The 19560-nt window shown below is 47.9% G+C and carries 12 protein-coding genes; 2 read left to right on the top strand and 10 right to left on the bottom strand.

All coding sequences use genetic code 11. The features are described from left to right. Positions 1-83: 83 nt before the first annotated feature. The 9 genes from PBAL39_RS24675 to PBAL39_RS11655 all read right to left on the bottom strand — a co-directional run bounded on the left by PBAL39_RS24675 (position 84) and on the right by PBAL39_RS11655 (position 16098). The gene (locus PBAL39_RS24675; RefSeq protein WP_008241605.1) at positions 84-2531 is read right to left on the bottom strand and encodes an ATP-binding protein; all 2448 of its coding nucleotides are present in this window, start codon (positions 2529-2531) and stop codon (positions 84-86) included. Between the two features lie 79 nt (positions 2532-2610). Beyond that, positions 2611-3858: a hypothetical protein gene (locus PBAL39_RS11690; RefSeq protein WP_008241604.1), complete on the bottom strand. Its 1248-nt coding sequence runs from the start codon at positions 3856-3858 to the stop codon at positions 2611-2613. 129 nt (positions 3859-3987) lie between these two features. Then, on the bottom strand, positions 3988-4752 hold the full coding sequence (locus tag PBAL39_RS11685) for a Ku protein (protein WP_008241603.1): 765 nt from the start codon (positions 4750-4752) through the stop codon (positions 3988-3990). A 31-nt stretch (positions 4753-4783) separates the two neighbouring features. Continuing rightward, positions 4784-5203, bottom strand: coding sequence for a response regulator (locus PBAL39_RS11680; protein ID WP_008241602.1), 420 nt, complete (start codon positions 5201-5203; stop codon positions 4784-4786). A 2-nt stretch (positions 5204-5205) separates the two neighbouring features. Continuing rightward, positions 5206-7419 (bottom strand): ATP-binding protein, encoded by a 2214-nt coding sequence (locus tag PBAL39_RS11675; protein ID WP_008241601.1) that lies wholly within the window; start codon positions 7417-7419, stop codon positions 5206-5208. A 140-nt stretch (positions 7420-7559) separates the two neighbouring features. Beyond that, complete coding sequence (treY, locus tag PBAL39_RS11670) at positions 7560-11594, bottom strand: malto-oligosyltrehalose synthase (protein WP_008241599.1); 4035 nt, start codon at positions 11592-11594, stop codon at positions 7560-7562. Continuing rightward, positions 11587-13446: a malto-oligosyltrehalose trehalohydrolase gene (gene treZ / locus PBAL39_RS11665; RefSeq protein ID WP_008241597.1), complete on the bottom strand. Its 1860-nt coding sequence runs from the start codon at positions 13444-13446 to the stop codon at positions 11587-11589. The genes treY and treZ overlap by 8 nt, the downstream gene beginning before the upstream one ends. After that, entirely contained in the window at positions 13443-15587 is a 2145-nt protein-coding gene (glgX, locus tag PBAL39_RS11660) for a glycogen debranching protein GlgX (RefSeq protein ID WP_008241595.1), read from the bottom strand. The genes treZ and glgX overlap by 4 nt, the downstream gene beginning before the upstream one ends. 22 nt (positions 15588-15609) lie before the next feature. After that, positions 15610-16098 (bottom strand): pyridoxamine 5'-phosphate oxidase family protein, encoded by a 489-nt coding sequence (locus PBAL39_RS11655; protein ID WP_008241593.1) that lies wholly within the window; start codon positions 16096-16098, stop codon positions 15610-15612. Positions 16099-16333: 235 nt separating this feature from the next. On the opposite strand from PBAL39_RS11655, the gene PBAL39_RS11650 reads away from it, so the two are divergent. Together PBAL39_RS11650 and PBAL39_RS11645 are read left to right on the top strand one after the other, a co-directional pair. After that, complete coding sequence (locus PBAL39_RS11650; RefSeq protein WP_369750731.1) at positions 16334-16753, top strand: secondary thiamine-phosphate synthase enzyme YjbQ; 420 nt, start codon at positions 16334-16336, stop codon at positions 16751-16753. A 92-nt stretch (positions 16754-16845) separates the two neighbouring features. Beyond that, the gene (locus PBAL39_RS11645; protein ID WP_008241591.1) at positions 16846-17256 is read left to right on the top strand and encodes a DUF1842 domain-containing protein; all 411 of its coding nucleotides are present in this window, start codon (positions 16846-16848) and stop codon (positions 17254-17256) included. On the opposite strand, the gene PBAL39_RS11640 is transcribed toward PBAL39_RS11645, so the two are convergent. Then, a complete protein-coding gene (locus PBAL39_RS11640) occupies positions 17253-19556 on the bottom strand; it encodes a GAF domain-containing protein (protein ID WP_008241590.1) in 2304 nt (767 codons plus the stop codon). The genes PBAL39_RS11645 and PBAL39_RS11640 overlap by 4 nt on opposite strands. Between the last annotated feature and the right edge of the window lie 4 nt (positions 19557-19560).

Here is a 19560-nt window from a genome sequence, read left to right as displayed (position 1 = left end):
AATATTTAAAAGCCCCTATTCCACAAAAATAACAGAGATTTTCGTTTCAATGCAACAAATCACAAATTTTTATTATTCTAAAGTTAACCCAAATAAGGAATACTGAAATAAAACTGAGAACCCACCCCTTTTTGGCTTTCCACCCAGATGCGGCCGTCATGGCGACGGATCAGCTCAGCACAGAGGTACAGGCCGATGCCGAATCCGGAGATATTCTGAGTATGGGTGCTGTCCACACGGTAAAAACGATCAAAAAGGCGATCTTTATCCTGGGTTCTGATGCCCATGCCCTCGTCACTTACGCAGACTTCCACCTGATCATCCCGTAATGTATAACTGATGGTAACTGTTTTACCACGCGGAGAATACTTTACCGCATTACTTAGCAGGTTTGTCAATACCTGTTCAATCTTCTCGCGGTCTGCAAATACCATTAAAGGTTCCGCGGGAATAAGGTTAAGCTCATGGGAGGAGTAGATCTGATAAGCATCTTCAATCACTTCGCTGATGAGCTGCCCGATGTCAAACTGCTCCATATTGACGTGAATCTTCCCACTTTCCAGACGAGATACATTCAGGAAGCTGTTGATCATGGCGGTCATCTTCTTGATCTGCAGCTCCACCTTATTGAGGTTGCTGACGGCAAACTCATTGTCTTCCTTTTTGGACCGCATGTTTAACAGCTGTACATAACCTTTCAATGAGGTGAGCGGTGTTTTCAGCTCATGACTGACCATGCTGATGAAGTCATTTTTACGCAGTTCTTCTTCTTTCTGCTCCGTAATTTCCAATACAGAACCAATGAAACGGAGCGGGCGACTGGTTTCGTCAAAAAATACCCGTCCTTTAGCTTTAATCCAGCGCACTTTACCATCCTCTGCCCCTACGGTACGGTATTCTACGTCATAAATCCCATTGCTGATGGATTTGACGAAAGCCTTATCGATGATGGAGGTTATGCGCTCGCGGTCGTCAGGATGCAGCCCGGCAACAAAATCTACCTCATAGCGCACAGGTTCATGATGGGAGATGCCAAACAGCAACCTGCATCGGTCATCCCAGTCCATCGTCCCTTTTATCAGGTCCATGTCAAAGGTACCCAGTTGTGCCGCTTCCCTTGACAAGCATTCCTGTTCGTAGAGCTGCTCAAGGGCCAGCCTGATGGTTTGCGCCTCTGTAATGTCCTGCAATGTCCCGCTAAAGCGGATCGCTTTAAAGTCCTCGTCAAAAAGTGCTTTTCCTTTCGCGGCAACGATCCTGCTGACTTTCGTCACTGGGTTAACAATGGTATACTCTATGTCATAGTCACCACCAGAACGGTAGTTCAGGGCATCCTGGATCGCTTCCAACACCCTGATCCGGTCTTTTTCAATGATGTTGTCGGTTGCGGAAGAAAGGTCTATTTCTGCTTCAGGAGGCAATCCGAACCACGACTTCAGGCGTTCATTGCCTGTAAATTTATTGCTCTCCGGATCGAAGTCCCAGGTCCCGAGCTGAGCCGCATCGATGGCAAATTGCAGCTGGTTTTCGCGCTCACGGATTTGTGTGAATACATGGAGCTCCTGCTCTGCACTCAGTGCATTGACAATGGCGCTGCGCAGCCTTATAGATACAGAATCCAGGAAGTTCGGATAAGAATCGTCCATTTTGATACCAGGATGAATCCCAATCACCAGAAATCCAACGACATGATCTTCCGTTTGTTTTAAGGGAATGATCCTCGCCTGCTGGCAAGGCACAGCCCAATTCCGCGGGAACAACTTTCCCTGGTAACTTTCAGGAATGTCAACAAACTGGGACATTCCAGTTTTGAGTACCGTGGAGAATGGCCATTCCAGCTGTTCGGCATCCTCCGGCTTCATTCCTACAGCCTGTGTCAGGCTCGTCCCATGACCAGCCTGGTGCTGGTACAACATGCCGAAGGCAATCTCTTCAATGGTCTGATTCAGCGGGGTCAAGGCCTTTGTAAAAAAGGCATTTCCGGATTTAAAAAGATAAGACTGTAAGTTCAGTTGCTGCAAAAGGCTGTGCCTCCGCTCATTGATAACCCTGTAGGTAGTTTCCATGACGTAATTGACCACACCACATACTTTACCCTCAGCATCCAGGATGGGGGACAACGTATAATCAAAATAACACTCCTCCAGAAAATCGAACCGCTGGATGGGAAAAAACTGGTCGTGTTTCCTGATGGACATCCCTTTTTCCATCACCATATCGAACTGGTCGATTACGAGCTCATGGTTTTCAGGCCATGCCATCCGCCTGGGCTTACCCAGTATCCATGGATGTTTATCTCCGGCAATGGCGATATACGCATCGTTGTAGAGCAAGTTAAAGTCTGCCCCCCAGTAGATGGACACCGGAAAACTTGCGTTCAGGCCCATGCTCAGTGCGATCCGTATACACTCCGGCCAGGTGGAGGGATGCCCAAGGGGTGTGGCTTCCCAATTGTAGTTTTTAATGAGTGCTCCGGTAGTTCCGGTGTCATTTAAAAATTGCAGTTGATGTCCGGAGATGGCTAAAGGCATAGATGATGATCAGGTATTACCCCTTAAAGATAAACACAAATCAACAAATTTGACAAAATAAAACAACCTTCCTATACAATTAGTCCGTTTCAAAAAGCCTGTACGGCCGTTCAATGTCAAAATAAAGCTTCTTCAGGTACACTGGTTTTGCTTGATCAAGTGCAAGACCAATCAAGAACACTTTCCTTTTACCCACGAAACTGGGTTCAATGGTATACATCATCGGCCCCTGCCTTTTATCTACCGCTGCGCGGACTTTGGGATCTTCGGAGCAGGCCAGATAAGCCTTCATCTCGTCTTCAATATATAGCTTTCCAGTTTCGGACATCCCCTCAGCGACGTAATAAGGCCTGAGTGTCGGGAAACCTCTTTTCAGCAATCTTGAGAGCCTTCCGGCTTTGATCAGCTCATAGCTGACTACAAAATCTTCCTTCGATACACTTTCCGGATCTCCCGCAGGAATGTAGTCGGCAGTTTTCCAGCGCAGCCGTATGCGGTCGCCCCTGTTCAGGACTACCCCCTGAAAATGATTGATCAGGCCAAGGGTATCTTTCGCTTTTTTGAGTAGCAGCAGCTCATCATCATAATTGCCGTCGATGGCGATAAACTCAAACACCCCTTCATGAATGGAGGTCGTATCTGCCCTTGGGATCCATGGCAACTGATAATCAAGCTCATCACGTTCACGCACAGGCAGCATTGCCAGGAGGCTATCCGCAAAATGTGCTTCCGCTTCCCCCGCTGCAATCAATGTATAATCCTGATTGTATTTTTTTCCTTTATAGCTACCTACAAGGTATTTTAAATGCTTTCCCTTCATCCAAAGCTTAACAACACCATCTTTGAGCAGCTGCAGGTGTAAGCGGAGCCCGAAAACATTTATAGAATCGCTCAGATAGGTATATTTCCATTCCGGTTTTGATCCGGCGCTTCTGAATACGCTATCGATCTGATGAACTGGCAATTTGAACTCCCCTTCATACCAGGTCCTGGCGGCAATATCAAACCATTTGATACTTAACTTTTGAGGTATCGCTTCCTGATAAACGGGCTCATCCAGAAAATCCTCACCACCGACACTATCCCCCGGCATTTCCGGCAGCAGTCCCACCTCCCCTAAACCGATCGATACCCCATCTGGCTGAACAAAAGTGGCAGAGTGGAGGTAACATGGATGCAGATGCTCATCTGTCAGGACATCCGACCAATGGTAGCGGACACTCCCCTCCGGAGTTTTTTCGATTTTATTGCGGTAAACAACTAATGCGGTGATCAGCAGGACAGCGATGGTAAGAAATACTATTAAACTTGTGTTTGAGAACTTCATGAAAATAAAGATACGGCCAAAAGGAATCAGCCGTATCCATTATTGCCAATGTATCCGCGCAGGTTGATATGTGCGTGGGTTGGGTTAGTATATGTTTGTTAAAGTTAAATTATCATGAGCTAACACTCATCATTTGCCACCACTCAGGCTTTTCATCAACTGACCATAGAGGTCGTCCGAAGATTCCTCCCTGGGTTTTAGTTTTTTTACCGTAGCTCTTTTGCCTTTTGCTTTAGCACGGATAATTTTCAGCAGATCCTTACTGTACTCATCATGAAAACCACTGATGTCAAAAGGAGCAGTATATTGTTTGATCAATGCCAGTCCGACGTCAAGCTCCTTTTTAGTTACCTTGTCTGTGGAAGGTACATCAAGGTCTTCTGCCGTCCGGATTTCTTCCGGAAAACGGATTTTAGTGATGACAATGACTTCCTTCATGGGGTGGATGACACAGAGGTTTTCAGTATTGCGCAATACGAAACGTGCAATGCCTGCTTTCTTTGATTTAATCAATGCTTTGAGCAATAAAGCATAGGCTTTCACCCCCTGTTTAGAGGGCTGTGCATAATAAGAAGTCTCATAATAAATGGGATTGATGCTCTGGATGTCGACAAAATTCTCCAGCTCAATCAGTTTGGTCTTTTCCGGACTGGCATCCTCAAAGTCATGTTGATCAAGGATCACATAATTATCTTTAAGCAGATAACCTTTAACGATCTTATCATAAGGAACCTCCTTACCTGAGGATTCATTGACCCGTTTGAACTTAATGCGGGAGTGGTCTTTCCCATCCAGCATATCCAGGTCCAGGTGACTGTTCTGTACGGCAGAAAAAAGTTTGATTGGAATGTTTACCAGTCCAAAGCCAATGGCTCCGTTCCATATTGCTCTCATAATAAAGGTAACAAGAGGAACTATAAAATGTTTAGTTGATGCTTTTATTTTTGGTAAACCAGAAGTCATGGAGCGACTTCAGGCAATCGATTAAGTTATTGTATCCCGATGGCTTGGTCAGATACGCATTGGCACCGAATTCATAAGAAGCACGTACATCCGCAGGATCGTCAGAGGTCGAGAAAAGAATCACAGGTGTATGCCTGAGAAAAGGGATTTCCTTAATCCTTTTCAGAATGTCAAGACCAGAAAGCCCCGGCAAGTTCAGATCCAGCAGGATCAGTCTTGGGCGCATTTTTTCCCGCGCATAGTCTTCCAGGCGTGCGATGGCATCCCTGCCGTCTTCCATGACACTGAGGGTAAGCGTTTCATCCACCTCCTTCACCGCATGCTCCAGGATAAAAGCAAAATCCTGGTCATCTTCCACATAAAATATATCAGGCGAGGTCATAATTATTTTTTAAAAGCCATGTAAAATACCGTTCCAGTGCCGAGTTCACTGTCGAACCAAATGCGGCCATGATGTTTTTCAAGTATCCGTTTGACAATTGCCAGGCCTACTCCCGTCCCTTCATAATCCTTTACATTTTCCATTCTCTTGAAAAGCTCAAACACCTTATCATGATGATTGATATCAATACCGATGCCATTATCACGAATGGAATAAATAATTTCTTCCTCACCTACAGTTCCATTGATACTTACCTTTGGATTTTCAGATTTAGCACTATACTTCACTGCATTGCCGATGATATTGGTAAATGCCTGAGAGAGCAGCGTCTGGTCTCCAGAGAGCTCGGGGCAATCGCCGATCTGCACATCCACGTGTGCTGATTTCTGCGCAAAGGTCACTTCTTCGACAATGCCATTGATCAAGCTGGACATATTTATTTTGGAAAAATCAATATCCGAGCGGCCCACCCTTGCCAGCTTCAGGATTTCACTGATGAGGAAAGTCATCTTATCCGCCCCACTAACGACCCGATCGAGCATCATTTTCCCCTTGTCGTCCAGGGACGTATTTTGTGCCAGAAACAGTTCAGTATAACTTTTTATGGTAGTCAAAGGCGTTCGCAGATCATGTGACACCGTATAACTAAAAGTATCCAACTCCTCATAAGCCATTTTCAGGCGCTCGTTCAGTATCCTGATTTCACTCGCCTTTTTGTTAACGGCATACAATATTTTCTCTCGTAACCTCAATACGGCAGTAATTTCCACCGCAGTCCATTTTGCAGAAGTATTTTTCACGAGTTGTGCCCAACTTTCAAAGGAATGACGTGGAGAAAGTACCATCGTACCGTCCGGAGCGGGCTCCATATTTTTTTCAGGGTTACCGGCCCAATGAATGGTCTTCAGCTGTTCCGGTTTAAACCAGACAACCAGTTCACCCATTTCTTTCGACAACATACAGGCGAGGATACCACTTGCCTGTGCGGCGATAGGTGCCGCAGCCCTGTACACTTCAGGAAGCTGGCTCGTATGATAAACAGAGTCCTGCATGTTTCTTCTCAACCAGCCGAAGAGGTCTTCGATCAATTCCATCGGAGGCGTTTCGCCAACTGTATACATTTCATTTTCAAAGCATATTGCTACACCTTGTGCTCCAGTAACCTGCAATAGAGTGACCTCTTGTTTGGTCAGCGCCGCAATAAGGTCTACATCTTTCTCCAGATAGGTGGAAAGACTCTGCACAGCATCTTTTATGACCTCATCTTTCTCGCCATCCTCTTCCGTCTGGCGATATTCCAATGCCGAAGAAAGTATATTTCCAATCATCTTAGCGCCTTCACGGGCTTTATAATCGATAAACCGGGGTGTATAATTGTGACAAGCAATCAATCCCCAGAGTTCACCTTTTGACAACAGCGAGATGCTGAAGCTGGAATCAACGCCCATATTTCTCAGGTATTGGATGTGAATTGGGGAAACTGCCCGCAAACCGGAATGTGTAAGGTCAAGGTTTTCTTTCCCCTCATACGTCAGGATCCTTGAGTCTTCGGAGTGTACATCAGCGATGATCCTGGTGAGGTTGGCTTTATATAAGTTTCGTGCCTGCTGAGGGATATCAGAAGCCGGGTAATGCAAACCAAAAAAAGGTTCCAGTTCTTCATTTTTAACCTCTGCAACCACTTCGCCATGGCCATCGTCATGAAATTTATAAATCATGACGCGATCGTATTCGATCAGCTGTTTCACCTCCAATGCTGCATTCCCCAGCAGATCGGAAAGGGAATGTGTGGCCAGAATTCTGGATACCGAGCGCCCGATCAGGTTTTGAATGTCGAAATCGAGTGTAATCGGTTCAAATTCCATTACATATTCAGCACCAGACGTGTAGATAATCAGGTAAAAAGGCGAGTCACCTATCAGCACTTTATAAGGATTGATAAGGTCAAAGCTGTCCTGGCTCCTGCCGAGTTTAAACAACTGCTCAAAATCCAGCGAAGAGGGAAATGCAGGAACATGTTCAGCAAGAACAGAAACATGAAGGTTCAGCAGCACTCCTGCACTGGTTTCCACATAAGCAGATATATTGTCGCTAACGTAAGTGACCTGGTAGCTTTGGATGTCTACAGCAATAAGAAAGCCCTGAGACTGTATTTTTCCTGGTATATGTATAGGTTCTTTATCACAATTTGTGAGATCGACTTGGTAGTTGTTCATAAGTTTATTAGTTCTAAAGAACCGTTGCAAAAGTATTGGTTTTCTGAAGATTTGAAAACTCAAAAGTCAGACTTCGGGCATTTATTACCGCGGCAAACAGAGCTAACAAAAACAAGGCCATCCCAAATGTACCGGATGATTTAATCCCTTCCGTAAATCCTCGTGAGCAACCGGAGCAAATTCCTTCGTTCTTTTGTCAGCATTCCTGGTTTCATCCGCCAGCCCCAGTTTCCTTCAGGCACTCCGGGATCATTGATGCGGGCTTTTTCATCGAGACCCAGCAGATCCTGCATGGGAATGATCGCCGTTGCAGCCACTGTGGTATAGGCGATCCGGATCAGCACCTCATGGACGCTGCCCAGTGATGGGTTACGGCCGATATACAAGTCCAGATTTTTCCTTTCCACATCAGTGATATCCTTGCCGTACCAGCCCTGAATGGTATTGTTGTCGTGCGTGCCTGTGTACACCACACAATTATCCGAGGCATAGTTCGGAGGTATATGCGGGGAAGAAGGCATGTCATCGCCAAAAGCAAACTGCAGCACCTTCATTCCAGGCAACTTAAACTCGTCCCTGAGTGCATACACCCGGTCGTCGATCTCGCCCAGATCTTCCGCAATGAATGGCAGGCGCTCAAAGGTTTCAGCAATGACCGCAAAGAAGTCTGCGCCCGGCCCGGGTTCCCAACTCCCTGTAATGGCGTTCCTTTCGCCGGCAGGCACATTCCAATAGGCAGCAAAGGCCCTGAAATGATCCAGACGTACCAGGTCAAACAGCTCCAGGTTTTTGCCGATCCTCAAGATCCACCATTGATAACCCGTCCGTTTCAGGGCTTTCCAGTTGAAAACAGGCATCCCCCAGAGCTGCCCCTCGACGTTGAAGTAATCGGGAGGAACGCCCGCGACACCGGTAATGTTCATCTCCTTATCGAGCGCAAAGAGCTTCGGATTTGCCCATACATCTGCGGAGTCATAACCGACATAAAAGGGAAGATCACCGATCAGTTTTATTCCCTTACTGTTGGCATAACCTTTCAGCTGGTGCCATTGTTCAAAAAAGATGAACTGCTCCCATTTCACCCGGTGAATTGCCGCGGTATGTATGTGAATAAATTCTGTGAGTACCTTTTTGTCCCTGTATTTGTAGGCATCCGGCCATTGATACCAGGGCAGGTCATCATGTACCGCTTTGAGGACGGTATAATAGGAAAAGTCATTCAGCCAATGTCCTTCTTTCTCCTGAAAGCTATGGAACTGCAGCTGCAACCTACCCGCTGGCATGCTGTTAAAATTCTGGTAGGCCTCGTCCAGCAACAGGGCGTGTGTGGCGACCGCCTTCTTGTAATTGATTTTGCTCTTTTGAGCTTGCTGCTGCGCCTGAAGTATTTCGTCGTCGAGCAAACCATAATGTTGCAGGCATTCCGGGCTGATCATGAGGTTAAAGCCAGCCATCGCAGAATAGGCACTATAGGGCGAATACATTTCTGCTTTTCCGGTTGGGTTTAGCGGGAGCAGCTGCCAGTATTTCTGATGAGTTGCAGCAAGGAAGTCGGCAAAGGCAAAAGCCTGAGGCCCCATGTCGCCGATGCCGTAGGCAGAGGGCAGCGAAGAAAGCGGCATGAGGATGCCTGCACCACGCTTCTTTACCTGTACTTCAGCCGTTAACACCGCCAGGGGCGCATTTGCGAACAGGTCGGACACCAGCAGGCTGCCATTGGATTTCCGATGATCAAAAACCAGCCCTGTGAATACATCAGCACAGTTTTCACAAAGCTCATCGGGAAGGATCAGGTGGGTATCCTTCCAGTCGAAGTCTTTCAGTTTTGTATTTTTCGACCTGCAGATGGCAGCGAGGCCGATGGGAACGGCCGCCACCAGCCAGGAGTTCTGGTGCCGCCTGGCAAAGGCCAGCAGTTGTTTGTGATAACGGCCACGGACTTTCAGGGGAATGTAAACACCTTCTGCAAACAGCTGTTCGTTTGTTTTCCTCAAGATCATGAGCTTTTGCGTAAGCCACAGTTTCACCTGACCGGAGCCACGCTCTTCCCATACAGCGGCAAAGTCCTGCTCGCCGATCAACAGCCGCTCCCTCAATTGATAGTCGACCGGCCTTCTGTTGTCGGGGTCTACCAGGCTGAGGTCCCATAGCTCATTTCCCTGGTAAACATCAGGAATGCCGGGGCATGTGAACTTAAGCAGCAACTGTACCAGGGAATTGACGATACCGAAATCAGCAATCTCATCAAGGAAGACCTTAATGACGTCCAGCGCATCGGCAGTATTTTCCAGCAAGGTTGTGGCGAAGTCTTTGGCAATTTGCTCATAATCTTGCGCAGGCTCCGACCAGTCGGTATGGGATTTTGCTTCGCGCAGTGCTTTCTCCAGATACTGTTTCAACCGTTCTTCAAGATCCCCGTCTTGCTGTCCTGGCATGGGCAGTGCGCCCAGTATCGTCTGGTAGATCAGGTAGCTGTCGTTGGCATCAGGTTTTAGGGTGTGTACTGTTTTTTCAAGCGACTGCACCAGGGTTCTCCATTCGTCGGGCAGGTCGGTAAGCACATTTAACCGCGCACGGATGTCCTCTCCTCTTTTGGTGTCATGTGTAGCCGTTCCGTTCATCGACAGCGGCCAAAAGCGCTGACGCTTGATCATTTTTTCATGAAAGACTCCAGTGGTGATCCCAAAAAGATCCTGAGCATCGCCCACTTCATTGTGTCCCGCAAAACGGTTGTAGGTATACATCAGGGTATCTTCCACCCCTTTGGCCATCAGTGGACCACTGAACTGCATACAGCGCTGGTAAAAAAGCGCAAGGTTTTTGCGCTTGTCGGCACTTCCATGTATTGGATCTTCCAGGAATATCTTTTTCAGCAAGTTGCCCGCAGGCCGCAGGGATTCCTCTTTCGCCAGCTCCTCCAGCATCAGCTGCAGGGCCTTCAGCTCTTCCCCTTTCAGCGGAAAGCCGTAGTCATAAAACCGGTATACCGGGCAGTAGATCAGGAAGGCAGCAATTGCCTTGCGGATCAACTCACTTCTATCATCATCCAGTTCTTCTGGTTGGTAGAGATCGAGCTCCATAAACAAACGGCAGAGGTTATCCAGCTCGCCCTGCATGTGGGTATCGAGGATGAATCTCTTCTTTTTTAAGATCTCCCTGTTTACCTCCAGGCTTTTACCGGTAACGTTTTTATACATTTTTGTCAGCGGCCGTTCTGCATCCACATTGGTAAAAAGGTTGTTCAGCAGGGCCAGGAAATCGTATCCTGTCGTGCCCTGCACCGGCCAGTTGGCAGGCAGCTCTTCTTCTTTTTCCAGGATTTTCTCCACAACGATATAGGGATGCTCACCCACCGCCTGACGCAGTTTATAAAGGTAGGCGCCGGGATCATACAAGCCATCAATGTGGTCGATGCGCAGCCCTTGAAAAATGCCTTTCTTCATCAATGAGAAGATATAGGCGTGGCAGGCCTCAAAGACCTCATCATTCTGGATGTTCAGGCAGATCAGTCCATTGACCGTAAAGAACCTGCGGAAATTAATCTGATGATCGGTTTCCTGCCAGGCACAAAGCCGGTAATGCTGAACGCGGGCGATGTCCAGTATGCGTTGCGGATCAAGGTTCACATCCGCAGACACGGCGTTCAGCAGTGTGATGCCAGCCTGATTTAGGGGCCAGTAGCTGTCGTAATAACTGAGGTATGGCTTTCTGTTTTTATGGCTGATTTTCAGCAGCCCTTTCTCAACAGCTTTCTCCAGCGATTCTCCAAGAAAAGGCACCATCAGCCGACTGTCGGTAAGACCATTTGGAAAACGAATGTCAAAAAAGTTCCGGTATGGGCTGTGGTCCCACTGTTCAAGCACATCCATCAGCCATTCATTGGCAGGATGGAAAGCCATATGGTTAGGCACGATGTCCTGAACCCAGTTGATGCCCGAAGCTTTAAGCTTCTTGGAGATAGAGAGTAGCTGGCGCTCGGTTCCGATCTCCGGATTGATGCGCTGCACATTGGTGATGTCATAACCGTGCATGCTTCCCGGCACGGCCTGAAAAATCGGTGAGGCATAAATGGTGTCCACACCTAGCTCCTGCAGGTATGGAATGATCCGCTCAAAGTCTTCGAAGTTGAAGTCCTGATGAAATTGTATACGATAGGTGGACCGTGGCTTAAACATGTTTGCTGGTATATAGTAAAAAAGAGGATGCTGGTACCTGCAACAGATTGCCGGCTTCAAGTGATTGTGGTGATGCCTTGTTACCACCCCATTCAGGGGCATTAGAGTCCATCAGCTTTTTCCAGTAGGGTTTTTCTGAAGGCATGCGCATCTGCTGCTCATCATCAGAGAAGTTCAGAAAACACAGGATGTGTTGTTCCTCATGCCAGCGGTGTAGCATCAGGCAGCGTGCATCAGGAACAGTTTCTGTCTTCAGGTGTTTCCTGTTGAGCTCATAGATGGCTGCGCTTTTTTTCCTGATGGCAATCAGAGATTGGTAGAAAGAGAATAAGCAGGCATGATCACCTTTTTTCAGAAGCTCCCATTGCAATTTTGAGCGCATAAAGGTCTCTTCGGATTGAGGGTCCGGTGCAGCACCAGAGGCATGAAAGCTGGCAAATTCTGCTTTCCGGCCCTCTCTGACTGCGGTTACGAGGCTTTCGTCGCCATGGCTGACAAAATAAAGAAAGGGATTACTTTCCGCCCATTCCTCCCCCATGAACAGCATCGGCAGATAGGGACTGCAGAGCACAGCGCCGGCAAGTACCTTCAGCATACTGAAGTCCAGGAGATTTGCACTACGCTCCCCCAGCATCCGGTTGCCCACCTGATCGTGATTCTGTGAGAACACAACAAACTGTTTGCCGGGGTTTTCTGTCGCCGGCCTGCCAAAGGTTTTCTTTCTGTGTGGCGAATAGATGCCATCGTAAACATAGGCATCATGAAAAGACTTTTCCAGGTGTGCCAGACCATTGAAGTCGCTATAATACCCTGTAGGCTCCTGACCAGCAGTCACCCGCAAAGCATGGTGAAATTCGTCGATCCATTGGGCATCCATGCCATAGCCATAATGATGCTCAGGGTCAATATATTTAGGATCGTTCAGATCAGATTCAACGATAAGGTAGTGCTGACGGCCGGTTTTAACACTCAGCTTGCGGGTATAACTTTTTATTTCTTCGAGGATGTGCAATGACCCAAAGTCCTTGATGGCATGAACAGCATCCATCCGCAGCGCATCAATATGAAAATCACGGAACCACATCAGCACATTTTCAATGAAATAATGGCGGACACCATCCGACCATTCGTCGTCAAAATTGATGGCATTGCCCCATGGTGTATGGTATTTTTCCGTGAAGTAAGGACCAAAATCATCGAAATAGTTACCCTCCGGCCCCATATGGTTGTAGACCACATCCAGTACCACGGCAAGTCCTTTTGCATGACAGCAGCCGACCAGGTGCTGCAGTCCTTGCGGGCCACCATAACTGGATTGAACGGCAAAAGGATAAACACCATCATATCCCCAGTTCCTGTTGCCGGGAAACTGAGCCACAGGCATCAGCTCGATGGCCGTAATGCCAAGGCTGACCAGATGGTCCAGCTGATGCTCCAGGCCGGCGAAATCGCCTGCCGCAGAGAAAGTACCTACATGCAGTTCATACAGAATGTACGCTTCCAGGGGAATACCTTTCCAGGTAGCATCCGTCCATTGAAAAGCGCTCAGGTCGTAGGCCGTAGAGGCGCCATGCACCCCCTCGTGTTGGCTCAGCGAGGCAGGATCCGGCCTTTTTAAGCGTTCTCCTTGCTGCTGATGGATGAGCAGCTGATAAGCGTCACCAGGTTTAAGCTGATCCGTCTCCAAGTACCAGTAGCCATGCTCCTGCTGTGTCAATGGAAGCGGTTGGTCCGGATCTTGCGCAATCAGGAGGCTGAGCCCGGAGGCCTGCGGTGCCCAGACCAGCACTTCCGCCTGCTGTTCGCTAAAGTTGACGCCAATACGGCGTTTTGAAAGATCTATAGTACTCATCTGTTCAGGATCGAATGTTTCAAAAGGATGCTTGTGCGTCCCTGCACCTCAACGGTGGCCCCGGCGGGATACACCTGGGCCTCATGTGTTTCGGGAATGCGCTCCTGACTGGTATTCAGGATTTCTATCCATTCCAGGCCATATTTATCCGGTGGAAGTTTAAAGTCCAGCGGCCCGTGGTAGGCATTAAAAATGATGTAGAAGCTGTCGTCAATAATTTTCTCCCCTTTCGGTCCTTTGCTCCTGATGCCATTCCCATGAAGGAAAATCCCCAGAGATCGGGCGAAATCCTCATTCCAATTGTGGTCTTCCATCTCTGCCCCGTCAGGCAGGAACCAGGCGATGTCTTCCACCCCGATCCCCTTGATGGGCTGCCCCTGAAACCAGCGCCTGCGGCGTAAGCCCGGATGTTTCTTTCTGAGGTGAATGAGTTTTTTCGTGAAGTCCAGCAGCTCCTGATCCTTAGACTCCCAGTTTAACCAGGACACCTCATTGTCCTGACAGTAGGCATTATTGTTTCCCTTTTGGGTCCTGCCCAGCTCATCACCCGCAACCAGCATGGGGACGCCCTGCGACAAAAACAGGGTGGTCAGCAGATTGCGTTTCTGCCGCCGCCGCAGCTCCAGGATGAGCGTATCTTTGGTATCCCCCTCGGCACCGCAGTTCCATGACCGGTTGTGGTCTTCTCCGTCCTGGTTATCTTCTTCATTAGCCTCATTGTGTTTTTCATTATAGGAGACCAGGTCCTGGAGCGTAAAGCCATCATGAGCGGTGATGAAGTTGATGCTGGCGGTGGGCCTGCGGTAGTCGTCCTGGTACAAGTCGGGACTTCCCGTAAAACGGAGTGCAAACTCCCCAAGCATACTCTCCGCACCACGCCAGTAGTCACGGATGCAGTCGCGGAACTTACCGTTCCACTCGGCCCATCCGGGAGGAAACTTACCCACCTGGTAGCCACCCTCGCCGATGTCCCAGGGTTCAGCAATGAGCTTTACCTGCGAAATTACAGGATCCTGGTGGATGATGTCAAAGAAGGCACTCAGGCGGTTTACTTCGTGCAGCTCCCGTGCCAGCGTAGATGCAAGGTCGAATCTGAAACCATCGACGTGCATTTCTATGATCCAGTAGCGTAGGCTGTCCATCATCAGACGGAGCACATTTGGCAGGTTGGCATTGAGGGTGTTTCCAGTACCGGTATAGTCCATATAATAACGCTTGTCGTCCGTTAGCCTGTAGTAAGAGGCATTGTCGACCCCCTTGAAAGACAAGGTCGGTCCCATATGATTTCCTTCTGCCGTATGGTTATAAACCACATCCAGGATCACTTCTATTCCGGCCTTGTGAAGGGCTTTGACCATATCTTTAAATTCGGATACCTGACTACCCCTGGCGCCACTGGCCGAATATCGGGAGTCTGGCGCAAAATAACCGATGGTATTGTATCCCCAGTAATTGTTCAGCCCCTTATCAATCAGGTGGCCATCATTGATGAACTGATGTACCGGCATAAGTTCTACGGCGGTAATGCCCAGCTCCTTCAGGTACTCAATGGTAACAGGATGGGCAATCCCAGCATAAGTACCACGGATTTCTTCAGGCAGGCCTGGATGTTGCTTCGTAAACCCCTTTACATGCGTTTCATAAATGATCGACTGATGGTAGTTCGTCTTTGGCGGTTTATCCTGTTCCCAGTCGTACGCCGAGTCGATGACGATGGATTTGGGAATAAAGGGAGCGCTGTCCAGATCGCTGTAGCTGAGGTCCTCCTCTGCCGAACCCATCTCATAACCAAATAAGGCATCATGCCATTTGATGACACCTGAAATCGCTTTAGCATAAGGATCGATCAGCAGCTTATTGGGATTGTAGCGATGTCCTTCTGCAGGTTCGAAGGGGCCATGTACCCGATAACCATAGAGTTGTCCCGGACGGAGATCGGGCAGGTAGACATGCCATATCTGGTGCGTACGTTCTTCAATATGGATTTTCCGGGTTTCCGCTTCATCCTTTTCAGAGGTGAAAAGACACAGCTCCACACCAGTTGCATTGTCGGCATAAATGGCAAAGTTCACTCCACTCCCATTCCAGGTGGCCCCCAGTGGATAGGGGTGGCCAGGGTATATCTTTAAATTGTTCTGCATACGAATGATTAGGATGACACGCTTAAAAGTTTAGTTTATCGTGTTCACCTTCATCATATTGGGTTCCTATAACCATTGCTTTGAGCATATTGAACAGCACAACCATTTTTGAGGAGCTGCTGTCCCAGTACTCTGCCGTTTCGGGGCTGACTTTAATAAGGATCAGTCGGGGGTCTGCCAGTCCTTCCGGGAACCATGCTTTAACCGCCGGGGAGAAATACGCTTCCTTTCTTGCCTGGTCGTCTACCAGCTCTGCAGTGCCGTTTACATAGATATAGGTATTCGCTGAGGGGCTGCTGTATCCGAGGGTGACCTGATTTTCTTTTGATATCTCTTTAGATTTCAGGGAGTATTCATTGGTAAAAAACCAGATGCTACCATCTTCCTCAACTTTCGCAGTGGCCATGGGCCTGCTGGAAAACTCATCTTTTGCAGACAGGGTGGTCAGCATACAGATTCTCACTTCTTCGACTTTTTCTTTAAGCAGAGCAATATTTTTCTCGTTTTTCATAGTCATTCAATTAGCTGATGTTTAATTCGCTTTAATTTCAATAGATGTAATTGCAAAACAAGGCGCAGAAAGGTTTGTTTTTTATTTACCCATTTATGTCGGTTTTGCGACAATATGCGATATTTACCAGAAATCAATGGTTGGCTTTAGATCATCTGTTCAGTTTTGGTATAGCCCGCTAAAACACAACAATTGAAGAACAGGAAGCTGATAATTAAAAAAGAAAACAATGAAAATGTACCAGCAAGGTCTATCCTTAAGAGAAAGAAAAAGAGGTTTTCATTTGATTACCGATGAAGTTGAACGCGCAATGCCGGAATTACGGGAGTTCCAAACAGGGATGTGTCATGTATTCATACAGCATACCTCTGCATCGCTGACCGTCAATGAAAATGCAGACCCTACGGTGAGGAAAGATTTTGAAATGTTCTTCAACAAATACGTTCCTGAAAACGATGCAGACTATGTGCATAATGACGAGGGCTCGGATGACATGCCGGCGCACCTGAAGGCAGCTCTGCTGGGCAACTCGGTGATGATCCCGATCCGAAACGGACACCTCGCGTTTGGCACCTGGCAGGGCATCTACCTTTGCGAACACCGTAACTACGGCGGAAGCAGGCAGCTGCTCATCACCGCATGGGGAACGATATAGGTATTTCTACCTGTTTCTTGATTTGGGTGTTTATACCGTAAAGCAAACGGCTGAAAAGCTGTTACTTAGCATAAACCAAAATCACCAAGCTCATGCCAACAAACAACAGCCTCACCGTCCCCACTGAACTGAACTTCAAGATCATTGGATCTGATCTTTTCCAGCCGCTACTTACCCTGGCGCTTTGCAGGCACCAGGACTGTTCGATTACCGGGACGGCACAACTGACGGCTCATGAAATCTGCAGGGAGCTGAACATCAGCTACAAGCTAACGGGGTTGTACCGTGTGATCGCGGCCAGCGGACGCATCATGGTCAAGATCATTGGTTACAGTAAAAATCAAGACAAGTTTTCTATCGACATGGAGCTGGACCATTACTGGAATACCGGCCTGGCAAGCTACAGGTTTGAGAATGGCGTAGAACGCAGCATCAAAAATGCAGCAGTCTCCAGAGACCTGTTCACCACCATGCACCTCAATTTCAAATCCCTGTGGGTCTAAGATTGCCCGTGGAGGAGTGCAATCCTCAGGGCTTTAAGTCCGGATACCCCCTGCAAGTCTTCCAATTCGATCTTTTCTACCCAGGAAGCGACAAGCCTGCGCGACTGTAGTTCTTCAATATACCCCAGGTACTCCGCCTCCTCTTCTTCATTGGAATATACAATGGTAATTTTCCCCGCAGCAGTGATGCGCTCGTCGCTATCCTTGATGTTGGCTTTGTCAATTCTCTTTTTGACAATCTCAAACCTGGCATTATAGCTTCCATCCACATCAAATCTCTTTTCATCCATTCTGAACCGGATGTCGATTGTAGAGTAGTGTACCAATACGAGGGTCGTAACATCCAGCGGATATGGGAGCAGTGGCTTGAGGTCATGGTGTGCCCGTTCCATCTCACATAAAATCAGGAGCTGCCAGAGGCGTAGCTCCCTTAGTTTGGAGATGCTGAAGGGTATCGTTGGCGCGATGGACTGCCCCATATATACATTATGCTCAATGCCATCTGTTTTAAAACGCTCATAATAGTGTGGATATAAGGCCTGTACCTCGCGCTGCCGGCCATCAATGACCTCGGCCATTTTATCATTGACCATGGAGATGGTCAGTTCGTACTTCCTGCGGAATTCATGGAATCGTCCCTTCAGACGATCTGTCTCGAGGAAATAAGCTTCGGTCATTTCCCTCAACTCCGGCGATGCCAGCTCCTCCAGCAAAGGATGAAGGTGTTCTGCAAAATAGCTGGTCATCTGCTGTTCCGTGCTTGCGCGCATCGGTAACTCCAGAACATCCTTAAACAAGTTCAGCTGCTGCAATTCCATCCGAACGTCCGGCACATCGGTCCCGGCGATCTGTTGCAGAAGCGGAACCAGCATATCAATCTGTACCGTCAGGTCATGTTTGACACTCGCATTTCTGGCTTCCGACGAGCCCTTGATGTCCACCTGTCCGTATAAAGGATAGACATCCGGGAAGACAATTTCCTTAAGTTTATAGTCTTTTCCAATTTGCTGATGCAGGATCAATTGACGCGCCTCTTCCCGGAATTTCCAATAAACACTTTCATGTATTGCTGTAAACTTATCCTGGATCACAGCCTGTACCTGATTCTGTAACTCAGCCCTAAGCCTTTCTACAGATTCCGTGAGGAATGGCATCACCACCTCCAGCTTGTGCGCATTGATGCTATTGAGCTCTTTGGCACGCAGGGAAACCACCTCAAGTATCCCATACAAATGTTTATTTTTTACTACTGGTGCAAGGATAAAACTATGAATGCCATTTGCGAGTAGCCTGTCGGCCAAAGGTCCGGCATTACCGGTACGCTTAAATTCAGCGACGTCTGACACAGAGAAATATTTACTTTCCTCCAGAAGGTTTGAAGTGGCCTCGCCACACAACACCTCCTCAGGCAAACGCTCCTCCTCTCCGGGGAGCAGGAAGCTTTGCATCTGGTGCCCAAATAGTTCGCGCACCAACATACGGCGTTCTGAATCAAACACGGTCACACCAATCCTGATATCCGGGATGCGGAATATGGAACGGAAGACAGACTGAATGGTATCCTGAAAACCGGATACATTAAGGCCGAGCAAACGTTCTTTCAAAATGGATGCTGCACTTTCTACAGTAGCATCGTATAAGGTCATGATAACAAAGCCTTTTAGCTGCCAGCTGTTTTCAGGAAACTTTTCTTTCCATAAAGTCAGATCATCGTAATTGTTCAGCAGCAAGTCGATATCCTCCTGAGTAAGAGGAACAGACTGGTCAGTGGGCAGGATTTCCATAAAATCTCCATTATAGAGCATCCTGTAGTGTTTAATTATCCCATTACCCGTCGGAATATCGTAAAATAGTGGTTTAGAGAAATCCAGCTGTGTACCATAAAATTCGTTAAGGATCATGCAGCAGTTCATGATGTAGAACTGGTCGCGGTCAAAATCACGGATGGTCAGGGTGAAGTCGGTACCTGCAGCTTCGACAATGGCTTTCAGCCGCTCGGTGTAATTAAAAAATATATCCGTAAAAGGAATGGTGACGGCTTTGATTTCATTGTAGGTCAGCACTTCAGGAAAATAATCAGCAAGCATTCTTTTGATCAGTCCTTCATGTCTGGTCAGCTCCCTGCGGTCGCTGATCCCCTCCATGAGTTCAGGATGCCGCTCACATTCTGTTAATAACCTCCTCGTGGCCTCCACATCTTCATTGGCAGAATTTTCCATTCTTGCCCGCAGATAGGTCACAATGGGCTCGAAACTGAGCTTCAGTTCAAAGGGAGTATCATAAAATGAAAGAAGATCCATGAGG

Source organism: Pedobacter sp. BAL39 (assembly GCF_000170795.1).
In the GTDB taxonomy this organism is placed as follows: domain Bacteria; phylum Bacteroidota; class Bacteroidia; order Sphingobacteriales; family Sphingobacteriaceae; genus Pedobacter.
Note: the sequence above shows the minus strand (reverse complement) of the source record. Positions and strands in the feature narration are given on the sequence as shown.

Excerpts from the sequence above, each read along its gene's own strand:
- PBAL39_RS11685 (WP_008241603.1), bottom strand. The coding sequence starts at position 4,752 with ATGAGAGCAATATGGAACGGAGCCATTGGCTTTGGACTGGTAAACATT.
- PBAL39_RS11645 (WP_008241591.1), top strand. The coding sequence starts at position 16,846 with ATGCCAACAAACAACAGCCTCACCGTCCCCACTGAACTGAACTTCAAG.
- treY (WP_008241599.1), bottom strand. The coding sequence starts at position 11,594 with ATGTTTAAGCCACGGTCCACCTATCGTATACAATTTCATCAGGACTTC.
- treZ (WP_008241597.1), bottom strand. The coding sequence starts at position 13,446 with ATGAGTACTATAGATCTTTCAAAACGCCGTATTGGCGTCAACTTTAGC.
- PBAL39_RS24675 (WP_008241605.1), bottom strand. The coding sequence starts at position 2,531 with ATGCCTTTAGCCATCTCCGGACATCAACTGCAATTTTTAAATGACACC.
- PBAL39_RS11655 (WP_008241593.1), bottom strand. The coding sequence starts at position 16,098 with ATGAAAAACGAGAAAAATATTGCTCTGCTTAAAGAAAAAGTCGAAGAA.
- PBAL39_RS11680 (WP_008241602.1), bottom strand. The coding sequence starts at position 5,203 with ATGACCTCGCCTGATATATTTTATGTGGAAGATGACCAGGATTTTGCT.
- glgX (WP_008241595.1), bottom strand. The coding sequence starts at position 15,587 with ATGCAGAACAATTTAAAGATATACCCTGGCCACCCCTATCCACTGGGG.
- PBAL39_RS11675 (WP_008241601.1), bottom strand. The coding sequence starts at position 7,419 with ATGAACAACTACCAAGTCGATCTCACAAATTGTGATAAAGAACCTATA.
- PBAL39_RS11690 (WP_008241604.1), bottom strand. The coding sequence starts at position 3,858 with ATGAAGTTCTCAAACACAAGTTTAATAGTATTTCTTACCATCGCTGTC.
- PBAL39_RS11640 (WP_008241590.1), bottom strand. The coding sequence starts at position 19,556 with ATGGATCTTCTTTCATTTTATGATACTCCCTTTGAACTGAAGCTCAGT.
- PBAL39_RS11650 (WP_369750731.1), top strand. The coding sequence starts at position 16,334 with ATGTACCAGCAAGGTCTATCCTTAAGAGAAAGAAAAAGAGGTTTTCAT.